The sequence below is a fragment of the Nocardia sp. CDC153 genome (assembly GCF_035818515.1).
Lineage (GTDB): Bacteria > Actinomycetota > Actinomycetes > Mycobacteriales > Mycobacteriaceae > Nocardia.
On sequence record NZ_JAYKYU010000003.1, the window covers coordinates 1,102,618 to 1,115,224 of the forward strand.

Annotated in this window: 12 protein-coding genes; 1 reads left to right on the top strand and 11 read right to left on the bottom strand. The window is 70.3% G+C overall.

What is annotated here, in order from left to right:
* Nucleotides 1-62: 62 nt before the first annotated feature.
* From VMT65_RS21695 to VMT65_RS21705, 3 genes are read right to left on the bottom strand one after another with little or no spacing between them, the layout of a single operon-like run.
* A complete protein-coding gene (locus tag VMT65_RS21695; protein WP_326310130.1) occupies nucleotides 63-1,442 on the bottom strand; it encodes an ABC transporter substrate-binding protein in 1,380 nt (459 codons plus the stop codon).
* Between the two features lie 9 nt (nucleotides 1,443-1,451).
* Nucleotides 1,452-1,679, bottom strand: a complete 228-nt coding sequence (locus tag VMT65_RS21700) for a 4Fe-4S dicluster domain-containing protein (RefSeq protein WP_326310131.1) — start codon at nucleotides 1,677-1,679, stop codon at nucleotides 1,452-1,454.
* Nucleotides 1,680-2,447: a GntR family transcriptional regulator gene (locus VMT65_RS21705; RefSeq protein ID WP_326310132.1), complete on the bottom strand. Its 768-nt coding sequence runs from the start codon at nucleotides 2,445-2,447 to the stop codon at nucleotides 1,680-1,682.
* Between the two features lie 694 nt (nucleotides 2,448-3,141).
* Between VMT65_RS21705 and VMT65_RS21710 the strand changes: the two genes are divergently transcribed.
* On the top strand, nucleotides 3,142-4,419 hold the full coding sequence (locus tag VMT65_RS21710) for an ROK family protein (RefSeq protein WP_326310133.1): 1,278 nt from the start codon (nucleotides 3,142-3,144) through the stop codon (nucleotides 4,417-4,419).
* A 211-nt stretch (nucleotides 4,420-4,630) separates the two neighbouring features.
* Here the strand turns inward: VMT65_RS21710 and VMT65_RS21715 are convergent, their stop codons facing one another.
* From VMT65_RS21715 to VMT65_RS21750, 8 genes are read right to left on the bottom strand one after another with little or no spacing between them, the layout of a single operon-like run.
* The gene (locus VMT65_RS21715; protein WP_326310134.1) at nucleotides 4,631-5,767 is read right to left on the bottom strand and encodes an LLM class flavin-dependent oxidoreductase; all 1,137 of its coding nucleotides are present in this window, start codon (nucleotides 5,765-5,767) and stop codon (nucleotides 4,631-4,633) included.
* Nucleotides 5,764-6,576: a DUF1684 domain-containing protein gene (locus VMT65_RS21720; protein ID WP_326310135.1), complete on the bottom strand. Its 813-nt coding sequence runs from the start codon at nucleotides 6,574-6,576 to the stop codon at nucleotides 5,764-5,766. Before VMT65_RS21720 ends, VMT65_RS21715 begins: the two co-directional genes overlap by 4 nt.
* On the bottom strand, nucleotides 6,573-7,958 hold the full coding sequence (locus VMT65_RS21725) for an NtaA/DmoA family FMN-dependent monooxygenase (RefSeq protein ID WP_326310136.1): 1,386 nt from the start codon (nucleotides 7,956-7,958) through the stop codon (nucleotides 6,573-6,575). The genes VMT65_RS21720 and VMT65_RS21725 overlap by 4 nt, the downstream gene beginning before the upstream one ends.
* A 9-nt stretch (nucleotides 7,959-7,967) precedes the next feature.
* Nucleotides 7,968-9,044 carry an LLM class flavin-dependent oxidoreductase gene (locus tag VMT65_RS21730; protein WP_326310137.1) on the bottom strand — a complete coding sequence of 359 codons (1,077 nt, stop codon included), beginning with the start codon at nucleotides 9,042-9,044 and terminating at the stop codon, nucleotides 7,968-7,970.
* Nucleotides 9,044-10,669, bottom strand: coding sequence for an ABC transporter ATP-binding protein (locus VMT65_RS21735; RefSeq protein ID WP_326310138.1), 1,626 nt, complete (start codon nucleotides 10,667-10,669; stop codon nucleotides 9,044-9,046). The genes VMT65_RS21730 and VMT65_RS21735 overlap by 1 nt, the downstream gene beginning before the upstream one ends.
* Complete coding sequence (locus tag VMT65_RS21740) at nucleotides 10,666-11,481, bottom strand: ABC transporter permease (protein WP_326310139.1); 816 nt, start codon at nucleotides 11,479-11,481, stop codon at nucleotides 10,666-10,668. Before VMT65_RS21740 ends, VMT65_RS21735 begins: the two co-directional genes overlap by 4 nt.
* Nucleotides 11,474-11,653: a hypothetical protein gene (locus tag VMT65_RS21745; RefSeq protein WP_326310140.1), complete on the bottom strand. Its 180-nt coding sequence runs from the start codon at nucleotides 11,651-11,653 to the stop codon at nucleotides 11,474-11,476. The genes VMT65_RS21740 and VMT65_RS21745 overlap by 8 nt, the downstream gene beginning before the upstream one ends.
* Nucleotides 11,646-12,605 (bottom strand): ABC transporter permease, encoded by a 960-nt coding sequence (locus tag VMT65_RS21750; RefSeq protein WP_326310141.1) that lies wholly within the window; start codon nucleotides 12,603-12,605, stop codon nucleotides 11,646-11,648. The genes VMT65_RS21745 and VMT65_RS21750 overlap by 8 nt, the downstream gene beginning before the upstream one ends.
* Nucleotides 12,606-12,607: the final 2 nt, after the last annotated feature.

The window sequence follows — 12,607 nt, forward strand, 5'->3', positions numbered from 1 at the left end:
CCAAAAGCGTGCCGGGATGACGGGGGGTTCCGCCGCTCCGCGTTGACCGACCAAAGTGTCGCTCATACCCGGACCTCGCTCACGGCCTGGTCGTAGGTGATGCTCACGCCCGACGGGTGCTGCGCCAGGTAGCGCTGCGCGGCCGCGGCCGTGGTGAAGGGCAGGTAGTTCTCGCCGTCACGGACCCACAGGGACTTGTCGGCGAACCACCGGGTGCCGAGTTCGGCGTCCGGAACGTACGCGGCGCGCACCGTCTTCCCCTGTGCCCGAGCCTGTTTCACGGCGCGCAGCAGTGCGGTGGGATCGGCGACCGACACCGTGGTGTCCTGGCCGGACAGCCACAGTTCGCCGCCCGCGCCCGGCAGCGGGTTGGCGGTGTTCGCCACCTCGGCGTCGTAGTTCAGGCCGCGTTCCCGGTAGGCCTGCCGCAGGGCCGTCGGGTCGACGAAGGTGTCGATATCGAGGTCGGCGAAGTCGCCGATCGACTTCAGGTACGGCACATCGCCTTTGAAGGCCGAGACCAGCGTGGGCTTCAGCGTGGCGTCGAAGGAGGTTCCGCCCGGCCCGTTGTAGAGGTACACGACCTCCGGGGCCAGCCCGGCGTTGTCGGCGACGGTCTGCGCCGCCGCCACGGGGTGCTGGTGGATGAAATCGGTGGCGTCCAACTGGGCTTGCAGGAAGGCATCGAGCACCTCCGGGTGTTGCTTGGCGTAGTCGCGCCGGGCCACCACGCCGTGGAAGGTCGGGACGTTCAGTTCCGCGCCGTCGTAGAGCAGCTTCGCCTTGTTCTGGAAGACCAGCAGGCCGGGCCAGGCCACGAACTGCGACAGCGCCGCCACCTGGCCGGATTCCAGTGCGGAGGAACCGATCTGGGGTTGCTGGTTGAGCACCTCCACCCCGGACTTGGGGTCGATGCCCGCGCGGGTCAGCGCCTGAACGAGGGTGCCGTGCCCGGCCGAGCCGACGCTGGCCGAGATCTTCTGCCCGGCCAGATCGTTGATCGAGCGCGCCGTGGAGTCGGGTGCGACCACCACCATGTTCAGCGCGCCCTTGGGGTGGTAGCCGGTGATGGAGACCAGTTCGGTCTTGGCGCGCTCATTGGCCTGGGTGCGCGAGCCATTGATCAGCAGCGGGTAGTCGCCCATCGAGCCGATGTCGATCTTCTCCGCCACCATCTGCGCGGTGATCGGCGCGCCGGTGTCGTAGTCCTGCCATTCCACCTGATACTTCTTGCCGCCGAGCGCGTTGAGGCGTTGCTCGAGAAAGCCCTTGGCCTTCAACAGGGTTCCGGCGGTGACGGTATTGATGGTCTTGGACTGGTAGCCGATGACGACCTTGACGGTGTCACCGCCGCCGCTGCTCTGGAGCGAGCAGCCGGACGCGGTCAGGGCGAGGGCGGCGGCGATGGCCGCGCCGGTGAGCCGGGCGGGGCGGTACTTCATGGGTGTTCCTCAACGCAGCAGGTAGGGCATATTGACGGTGACGGCTCCGGTGGGACAGCGGGCGGCGCACGGGCCGCAGTACCAGCACTCGTCCACGTGCATGTAGGCCTTGCCGTTGTCCGGATTGATCGCCAGCGAATCCAGCGGGCAGATCTCCACGCACAGCGTGCAGCCCTGGATGCACAGCGATTCGTCGATGGTCACCGGGACATCGGCCCGCTGCTCGACCATGGCCATCTAGATCAACCTCCAGTCGGTTCGCTCCGGCCGTCGGGTGAGACTGCCGCGCATGGTGATCCGGTCACCGCGCATCCGGATGTATTCCAGGTCGACCGGGCGGCCGTCCTCGAGTTTGGTCAGCCGCTCCAGCAGCAGCAGCGCCCCGCCCTCCGGCATCTGGAGGGTCATGGCCGAATGCGCGTCGGCGGTAATGGCTTCCAGCGCCAGGTCGGCGGACCCGAGCGGTCCGCCGCCGATCTGCTCGATGAGCGCGAACACGTCATTGGTCTCGAGATCGCGGGTGATGACCTCGTCGCCGATATCGGGGACCAGGTAGGTGAGGTCCAGGCTGAGCGGCAGATCGCCGAGATAGCGCAGGCGCTCGATATAGACGGCCGGTTCGCCGGGTTCGAGGCGCAGCTTGCGGGCGACCGCGGGCGGCGGCAGCAGGCTGCGCGCCGCGCGGACCTCGTTGCGAACCTCGCCGTGACCGCGCAGCGTCTCCTTCAGACCGAGCAGGGCGTCGAGCCCGTGGTCGTACTTGCGCTGGGCGACGTGCGTGCCGACCTTGGGGGCGCGATCGATGAGTCCCTCGTCCTTGAGCAGGGCGAGGGCATCGCGCACGGTATTGCGCGAGACCGCGAATTCGGCGGCCAGTTCCGGCTCGGACGGCAGCGCCCGATCGAAGGCCCCCGCGTGGATCTGCTGACGCAGCACATCGGCCACCTGGCGGGCGCGATCGGCCCGGCGTCCGGGGACGCGCAACGGTACCGGTTCCGGCGACACCTCGACTCCTTTCCACGCCTTGACCTGCGGTTTCAGAACTGTAATGGCGAGCGGGCGGGCGGACCGGGCGCGCACCGAACGGCTCGGACCCCGATGCGTTTCTCCGCCGCCCGGCCGTGCGCGCGGCCTGCCGAAATGCCCGGAAATCCGGCTATTGCGCCACCCGCTCCCCCGACCTGCGACTTGGAATCAGCTCGAGCGGAATGCGTGTGCGCGATGCCGGGGCGGAGTGGGCTGTCGGGAGACGAGTGTTCTCGAGATGTGGGAGGCCGAAGTGGCGTGCACCACATTTCTCGACCGCTCGGAACCGCCTCACCTCTGGCGTGAAATATCAACCGGTGCAAAAGATTCGGCCGAATCGGAGCCGGTCCGAAGGGATTGGCCCGGGCGTGCCGTCGGGGGGCCGATGCTGTCGGGAGGATCCCGCGCGCCTTCCGTTCGCCGTGATCGGAATGATACTTTGATCCTATGTCTGCCAGTCGCCCTCTCTCCGCGCCGCGGGTCACCTACGTGACCGTCGCGCTGGGCGTTCGGCTGCCGCGGCAACGGGAACTGTGTTGTCCCTGCCGTCGCGCAGTCGAGTTCTGACCCCGATTCGCTTTCCGAATCCGGGTTCCTCGCTGCACAGCTGATACCTCCATGTAGGCATTCGTCCCCCTGTCGGCAGCGGGGACCGCAGCAAGGATTCCGAAAAGTGTCCAGCCCCATCCTTGAACGTCCCCACAGCTCCGCGTCCGTCGCGACCGCGCGGTTGGCCCCGGCCCGCCCGGCGGTCCCGCCGGAGCTCCGCATCACCGACAATCCGGCGGCCGCCGTGCTGCGCGCCGCCACCCGCGGCCCGATCTTCCGCGATGTCGCCGCGCAGACCACGGGTCTGAGCATCGCCACCGTGAATCGCCAAGTGTCCGCGCTGCTTTCGGCCGGACTGCTGCGCGAGCGCGCCGATCTCACCGCGTCCGGCGCGGTGGGCCGCCCGCGCGTCCCGTTCGAGGTCGACACCGACTCGTACGTGACCCTGGGTGTGCACATCGGCTTCACCGTCACCCGCATCGTGGCCGCGGATCTGTCCGGCCGCATTCTCGGCGGACTCGAAATCGCCACGCCCCAAACGACTCAGGACGCGGCGCTGACCATAGTGGCCCGCAGCGCCAAGGCCTTCCTGGATCGGCTGCCGCGGCGCAAGCCGCTGTGGACCGGTGTGGCGCTGGCCGGTCGCGTCGATCCGGCCGCGGGCGTGGTGGACCATCCACGCCTGGGCTGGCAGGCCGCGCCGGTGGCGGCGGTGTTCAGCAGCGTGCTGGATCTGCCGGTGTCGGTGTCCGCGCACGTCGAGGCCATGGCCGCCGCCGAGCTGCTGCTGGCCCCGCGCGAGCCGGGCGAGGAGACCCGACCGGGCAGCAGCCTGCTGGTCTACGCCCGCGAAACCGCCGGTGTGGCAGTGACTTTGCACGATCGCGTGCACACCCCGACGAATGGCCCGGGTTCGATCGCGCATCTGCCGACCGGTTCCGATGTCGATTGCACCTGCGGCCGTCGCGGCTGCTTGGAGGCCACCGTCGGTGAGCGCGCCCTGCTCGAGCGGGCCGTGCGCAAGGGCGTCCTGCCCAAGCCGGAGGCACCGCGCCGCCCGGCCATCACCGATCTGTACCGGGCCGCCGACACCGGCAATGCCGCCGCCCGCGAACTGCTCATCGAGCGCGCCGAAATCCTCGGCCGCACCGCGGCTCTGGTGCGCGACATGTTCAACCCGGATCGGGTGGTGTTGGGTGGTCAGGCCTTCACGGGCTGGCGGCCGGGCATGGATCGGGTGGCCAAGGCCTTCGCGGAATCGACCACGCTGCCCGCGGCCGATCTGCGGATCTCCCGCTTCGGCGGGCGGGTGCAGGAATTCGCGGCGGCGGTGACCTCGGTGAGCGTGTTCTACGCCGACCCGCTGTCCGCCATGCGCCGGGCCACCCGCGCGGCACGCTAGCCGCCGGAGCAGACCAGAAATCCCCGCCGGGACCTGCCCGGCGGGGATTTCTTTGTGACTCGGACGTTTTCGTGGCCGAGGTTGGGGGGTCGGGCCGGACGGTCCACGGTCCGGCCCGACCCCGATCCCGCACGCGCGCGAGGCCCTGCGCGCGGTGCGGGGAACCGCCGCCCGCCCCGGGAGTCCCCTTCCCGGGCGGGCGGCGGTGGTCTCAGGCGGCGCGCACCTGCGGGGTCAGACCCCACTCGCGGGCCAGCAGGCGGTGCGAGTTCAGGCGGTCCCGGTGGTCGAAAGTGACACTGGTGACCACGATTTCGTCGGCCCCGGTCAGCTTGCGCAGGGCGTGCAGCCGCTCGACGACGGTGGCCGGGGAGCCGACGAACTGGGTGGTGACCCGATCGTCGACCAGGCGACGCTGCTGATCCGACAGCGGTGCGGCGGTGTCGGGATCGAGGTATTCGGCGGCCCCGGCCCCGCTGCGAATGCTGTAGACCCAGTGCCCGTAGGTGGAGGCCAAATGCTGTGCGGTGGCGTCGTCCTCGGCGACCACCACGTCGGCGGAGACCACCAGATACGGGCGCGGGAAGCGCTCCGACGGACGGAAGGCCGCGCGATAGGCCTCCACGGTCTCCACGATGGTGCCCGTTGAGACGTGGTAATTGGCCGCGAAGGGCAGGCCCAATCGTCCGGCCAGCTGGGCGCTTTCGCCGCCGCTGCTGCCGAACAGCCACGGCTGCACGTCCGCGCCCTCACCCGGAACGGCATGCAGCTCAACGCCATCGGGGCTGACATAGGTACCCGCCAGCAGCGCGAGAATGTCCTCCACCTGCTCGGTGTAGGGCAGCGGCTGCGCGCCCGGCAGGTGCAGGGCCGCCAAACCCGCCTTCACCCGGGAGAAATCGAGCAGCTGACCCGGGAAGAACGGCGGCGGCAGCACGACACCGTCGCGCACCTGGGTCGGCCGTTCGGGCGCGGGCACCGGCGGCACGCCCGCCGAGCGGATCTGCTCACCGCGATGCCCGGAGCGCCCCAGCCCCAGGTCCAGGCGGCCCGGATACAGGGCATCGATGGTGCCGAACGCCTCCACCACCGAGATCGAGGTGTGGTGGCCGAGCTGCACGGCCGCCGAGCCGACCCGAATGGATTCGGTGGCGGCCGCGATCAGGCCGATGAGGGTGGTGGGCGTGGCGCTGGCGACCCGCACGAAATGGTGTTCGGCGACCCAGAACCGGTGGTATCCGAGGCGTTCGGCGTGGCGGGCCAGGTCGATGCTGTTGCGCAACGCCTGCTGCGGGGTGGACCCCGCGCTGATCGGGGCCAGGTCCAGGACCGATAGTGGGATGGTCATGCCGTGTGCTCCTTCCGCGGATCCTTCTCGCCCGCCTCGACGGCCAGCGGCAGTCGGTTCTCGGCCGGGGCGACCGGGCAGGTGGCGTAGTCGGTGAACGCGCAGGGCAGATTGACCGCGCGATTGAAGTCGAGGATCACGGTGCCGTCGGCGGCCGGTCGGGACAGATCCAGGCGGCGGGCCCCGCCGTAGGTGGTGACGCCGCTGGTGGCGTCGGTGAAGAGGATGTGCAGGCCGTGGAGCTGGTTGCCGAAGACGACGAGTTCGCGGGCCTGACCGTCCAATTCGAAGGTGACGGTGCCCGTGGCGGTGTGATGGTGTTCGAGGCCCGCCACCACCGCGCCGGTGGTGACCACCCGGGCCACCTCGTAGGGCTCGAAGTGACCGGTTACCGTCCAGGCCGGATTCGGTTCGTAGACCGGGATTTCGGTGAAGGCGGCCAGGGTCGGGGACGCCGGGTCGTGGATGCGCAGGGCGAACTGGCCGGTGCGGCGAATGACCTCGATGACGCGGCCGTCGGTGCGGACCTCGAGGCCCGGCGCGCCCTCGGCCGGAGTGAGGACGGTCGAGCCGGTGAGCTCCTCGCCCTCGAGGCGCAGGTGCTCACCCGCATGGGAATCGACTGTCACGTAGACGTTCTCGTCGTCGGCTCGCCAGCGGCCCGGAAGCCCGGCCACGGTCTCCTCGTCGCCGCCGAGCCAGTGCAGCCCGGTCAGGCTGAGCCAGCCCAGCGGTTGCCGCGCCCAGGCGGCGCGTTCGGCGCGGAAGGTGGCCCACTGCTGGTCGAATTCGGTGGCGGTGGCGGTCATGACGCGCGTACTCCTTCGGTGCCGTGATTCAGATTGCTGGTGCCGTGATGTGGATGGCGCAGCCCCAGATGGTGCCGCAGGGTCGGGCCGGTGTACTCGGTGCGGAAACTGCCCAGGGACTGCAGCTCCGGAACGACCTTGTCGACGAATTCGTCGAGTCCGGTCGGGGTCAGGTAGGGGACCAGGACGAAGCCGTCGGCGGCATCGGACTGGACGTAGTGGTCGATCTCGGCGGCCACCTCGGCGGGTGTGCCGATGAACTGCTGGCGGGCGGTGGTGGCGATGATCAGCTCGCGAATCGACAGGTTCTCCGCCGCGGCGCGGGCCCGCCAGGCGTCGGCGATGGCGCGCGGGTCGCGGGCGTGACGGACCCGACCGCGGGTGATGTTCACATCCTCGGCCGGATCGATGTCCGGTAGCGGGCCGTCGGGGTCGTAGGCGGAAAGGTCACGGCCCCAGACCTGTTCGAGGAAGGCGATGGCGGTCTGCGGTGACACCTGCTGCAGCCGAATGTGGCGGGCACGCTCGTGGGCCTCGGCGGTGGTGTCGCCGAGCACGAATCCGGCGGCGGGCAGGATCTTCAGCTCGTCGCGACCGCGTCCGTATTTGGCGAGCCGGTCCTTGACGTCCCGGTAGAACCGCTGCCCGTCCTCGAGTTCGCCGTGCGCGCTGAAGATGACATCGGCCTTGGCCGCGGCGAATTCGCGACCCTCGTCGGAATCCCCGGCCTGGATCTGCACCGGGTAGCCCTGGGGGCTGCGCGGCAACACGAACGGACCCTCGATCTCGAACTGCTCGCTCGAGAAGTGGACCGTCGGCACCGGCCGCGCGAAAACCCCACGCTCCCGGTCGATGACGAGCGCGTCGGCGGACCAGCTGTCCCACAGCGCCCGGGTGGCGTCGACCACCTCGTGCGCGCGGGTGTAGCGCTTGGCGTGCTCGAGATAGCCGCCGCGCCGGAAGTTCTCGCCGGTGAAGGCGTCCGACGAGGTGACCGCGTTCCAGGCCGCGCGCCCGCCGGAGAGATGGTCCAGCGTGCCGAATTGCTTTGCCAGCTCGAAGGGTTCGTTGAAGGTGGTGTTGATGGTGCCCGCCAGCCCGAGGTGGGTGGTCACGGCGGCCAGGGCGCCCAGCACCGTGAAGGTGTCCGGTCGGCCCACCACATCCAGGTCGTGGATGCGGTCGCGGTGTTCGCGCAGCCGCAGGCCCTCGGCGAGGAAGAAGAAGTCGAACAGTCCCCGTTCGGCGGTGCGGGCCAGGTGCACGAAGGAGTCGAAGTCGATCTGGCTGCCCGAGTTCGGGTCGGTCCACACCGTGTGGTGGTTGACGCCCGGGAAGTGGGCGGCCAGGTGAATCTGCTTGCGTAGGCGCTGATCCGGCATGGTGGCTCCTCAGGCGTGGGCGTAGCGGCCGGCGGGACGGGGTAGGCCCAGTCGCTCGCGCAGGGTGCGGGTGCGGCCGGGCAGTCGGTCCAGGGCGGCGTGCAGCGCGAGCGGCCGCAGCACCACACCGTCTGCGGCACAGTCGGTTTCGACCCGACGCAGCAGATCGCGGAGTTCGCCGACGGTGCCGATGTGGAAGACCGTGGCCGGGGCCGGGGTGGCGATCCACTCCTCGAGCTGGGCGACCTCGGCCGCGGCGGTGTCGACCGTGTCGGCGAGGTGGATATCGAGGTCCAACAGCACCCGCACCAGGTTCGGGTCGCGCCCGGCGGCGGCGACGGCGGCGCGCAGTTCGGCGCGGGTGGCGGCGGCGGTCGCGAGATCCGGTGCGGCAATGCGGATCAGGTCGGCGCGGTGCACGGCCACGCGGGTGCTGTGCGGGTCGGCGGCGCGCACCGCGACCAGCGGTTGGCCCTGCGGCGGGCGCGGGGTGATGGACGGTCCCTTCACCGAGAAGTGCTCGCCGCTGAAGTCGATGTAGTGCAGTTTGTCGCGGTCGATGAAGCGGCCGGTGGCGCGGTCGCGGATCTCGGCGTCATCTTCCCAGCTGTCCCACAGCCGGGTCACCACCTCGACGGCCTCGTCCGCCTCTCGCCATCGGGACCGGTCATCTTGTTCGGGCTTGCGACCGAACAGGGCCGCCTCACCGACGCCGACGACGACCTCCCAGCCCGCCCGACCGTGGCTCGCGAAGTCCAGGCTCGCAATGGCTTTGGAGAGATGGAACGGCTCGGTGTGGGTGACCGACGCCTGCGGAACGAGACCGATGCGGCGGGTCGGCGCGGCGGCGCGGGCGGCGACGGCCACCGCGTCGAGGCGGCCCAGCGCGCCCGCCGATTGCAGTGCGAAGGAGTCCGGCAGGAAGGCCAGGTCGATGCCCGCGGCCTCGGCGGCGCGCAGCGCGTCCACCCAGTAGCGGGCGTCGAAGAGTTCCTCGGCGCGGGAGTCGGCGCGCCGCCAGGAGGCGGGGTGCGCGCCGGTGCCGGACAGTTCCAGGCCCAGCAGCAGCGGGGACGAGTGCGGCATCAGGCCGTCCTTTCGAGCGGGAGGGCGACGGCGGGCGCGGCGGGCCGGGGCACGGCCGCGAGCAGCTCGCGGGTGTAGTCGTGCTGCGGATTGTCGAAAAGCTCGGCCGTGGTGGCGGTTTCGACGACACAGCCCTGACGCATCACCGCGACGCGGTCGGCCAGGCGGCGGACCACGGCCAGGTCGTGGGAGATGAACAGGTAGGCCAGATCCAGTTCGGACTGCAGCGATTCGAGCAGGTCCAGGATCTGGGCCTGCACCGAGACGTCCAGGGCCGAGACCGGTTCGTCGAGCACCAGCAGTTCCGGCCGCAGCGCCAGGGCGCGGGCGATGGCGACCCGCTGCCGCTGACCACCGGAGAGCTCGGCCGGACGACGGGCGACGTAGGAGGCGGGCAGGGCGACCTGTTCCAGCAGTTCCGCGGTGGTGGTGCGACGGGTGCGCCGATCGCCGATGCCGAACGCCTGCAAGGGTTCTGCCACGATCGCGCCGATGGTCAGCTTGGGATTCAGCGACACATACGGGTTCTGGTAGACGACCTGGATGCGGCGGCGCAGGGCGCGCAGCCGAGCACCCCGCAGCCCGGTGATGTCCTGGCCGTCGAAGGTGATGGTGCCCGCGTCGGGCTCGGCCAGCCGGGCGAGAATGCGCGCGGTGGTGGACTTGCCCGAGCCGGATTCGCCTACGACCGCGAGGGTTTCGCCGCGATGGAGCTCGAGGGAGACGTCGTCGACGGCGGTGAGGGTGAAATCGCGAGCGATGCGGAAGGATTTGCGTAGGCCGGTCGCCGCCAGCAGCGGGGTCGTCCGTTCGAGGGCACGGCGCGGGCGCTCGGCCGGATCGAGACTGGGCGCGGCGGCGATGAGCCGTCGGGTGTATTCGTGCCGCGGATTGCCGAGAACCTCGGCGGCCGTGCCGGTTTCGACGATCTCGCCATCGCGCATGACCACGATGCGATCAGCTCGCTCGGCGGCGACCGCCAGGTCGTGGGTGATGAGCAGCACCGCCGTCCCCGATTCCGCCGTGCGCGCGGCCAGGTGGTCGAGAATGCGGCGCTGCACGGTGACGTCCAGCGCGCTGGTCGGCTCGTCGGCGATCACCAGTTCCGGCCCGCAGGCCAGGGCGATGCCGATCAGCACGCGCTGCCGCTGGCCGCCCGACAGATCCTGGGGATACTGCCGGGCCCGCAACTCGGGGCGATCCAGCCCGGCCTGTTCGAGAATCCGCACTGCCTCGAGCCCGGCCGTGCGCCGATCGGCCCGGCCGTGGATGCGCAGCACCTCGCCGACCTGCTGTCCGATGCGCAGCACCGGGTTCAGCGAGGTACCCGGATCCTGCGGCACCAGGCCGATGCGCGCACCACGGATTCCCTGCAACGTGCGTTGCGAGGCCCGCTCGATGCGCGCACCGGCGAAGGTGATCTCACCGCCGGTGATCGCGCCACCGCGCAGCAGCCCGATCACCGCGTGCGCGAGAGTCGATTTCCCCGAACCGGATTCACCCACAAGTGCCACGGTCTCCCCGCGCCGTACCTCCAGCGAGGCACCCCGCACGGCCCGCGTCGTCCCGGCGCTCCCCCGGTACTCGACCTGCAGCCCCTCAATACTCAACAGCAGATCGGTCATCGGACATCGTCCTTCTGGAGAGCACGCGCGATGCGCTGGGTGGACAACACCAACACGACGATCACCACCCCCGGCAGGGTGGTCAGCCACCAGGCCGTGGCCAGGAAGCCCCGCCCGTCGGACACCAGCGATCCCCACTCGGGCGTCGGCGGCACCGCGCCGTACCCGAGGAAACTCAGGGTGGCCACGAACAGGACCGCGACACCGAAGTCGACCGCGGCCAGCGCCGCGACCGGAAGGTAGGCATTGCGCAGCACATGCCGGAACAACACGGTGTGCCAGCGCACCCCCGAGGCGAATGCCGCCTCGACGTAGGGGGCGCTGCGGACCCGCAGCACCTCGCCGCGCATCACCCGGGCGAATCGCGCGATGAGCGAAACACCCACGGCGATGGCCACATTGCGGGTGCCCAGCCCCAACACGGTGATCATGGACAGCGCGACGAGCAGATCGGGAATGGACAGCAGCACGTCGACCACCCGCATGAGCGCGGTGTCCAGCAGGCCGCCCGCGGTCCCCGACACCAAGCCCAGCAGCGATCCGGCGACCAGCCCGAGCAGCACCGCGAAGACGGTGGCGCTCACCGAGAGTCCGGTGCCGTGCACCACGCGGGTGTACAGATCCCGGCCCAGATTGTCGGTGCCGAACCAATGGTCCGCGCTCGGCCCCCGCAGCTTCTGGGCGGGCACGCCGCGCAACGGATCGCGGCCCGCGAACAGCGAGGGCACCACCGCCCAGGCCAGAATGAGCGCGACCACCGTACCCGCCACCAGCAGGCCGAGATTGCGGCGCAGCCAGGCGGTCTCAGTCATCGGCCCACACCCCGCTGTCGGAATGGTCTGGTGCGTCGTCGACGACCCAGTAGGCGATACCCGGATCGAGCAGCGGGTGGTTCAGGGTGACGACCCGCAATCGCGAGCGGGGTCCCGACGGCCGGCGTTCGCGCAGGTTCCGGATCAGATGGTGCGGGCGAAAATCAGACATGAGCACGCTCCTTCCTCGAATCCCGCCGTGCGTTGCGGGGATCCAAGAGTGGATAAGCCAGGTCGATCAACAGGTTGACGGTGACGAAGGCGAGCGCGGCGAACACCACGATGCCCTGTACCACGGGAATGTCCTGGTGCAGCACCGATTCCTGGGTCAGTCGGCCCAATCCCGGTCGGGAGAACACGGTTTCGGTGACCACCGATCCCGCCAGCACCTGCCCCACCCAGAGTCCGGCCACGGTGAACGCGGGGGTCGCGGCCGGCCGCAGCACATGACGCAACTGCACCCACCAGCGGGACGCGCCCTTGGCGAAGGCGACATCGACGAACGGCTGCCGCCAGGTCACCACCAGGCTGGCGTAGAGCACCTGGGCGACCACCGCGCCGATCGGCAGGGCCAGGGTGACGGCGGGCAGGATGATGCCGCGGAAACCGGAGCCGCCGAAGGCCGGGACCAGACGCAGCCGGAACGAAAAGAACTGCAGCAGCAGCAATCCCACCCAGAACGCGGGCATGGACGCCCCGACCGGCGGCAGCGCGGTGAGCACGCCGCGCAGCCATGGCCGCTGGGTGTAGGCGGCCACCAGCGCGAGCCCGGTGCCACCGACCAGGGCCAGCAGCAGACCCAGCCCGGCCAGCGCGAGAGTCGAGGGCAGGGCGTCACCGAGCGCGCCGGTGACGGTCTGGCCGCTGAAGATCGAATGGCCGAGGTCGCCGCGCACCGCGTGGGTCAGCGCGGTCCAGTACTGCGTCCACAGCGGTTGATCCAGGCCGTATCGGGCCCGCATCTCCGCCACGGCCGCGGCGTCCACCGGGGTGCCGGTGGCGGCATTGGCCGCCATGTCCACCGGATCCCCGGGCAGCAGGTACAGCACCACGAAGGACAGCGTGAACGCCGCCCACAGCACGCCGATCGCCTGCAGCACCCGTCCGATCACATAGCGGCCCATGC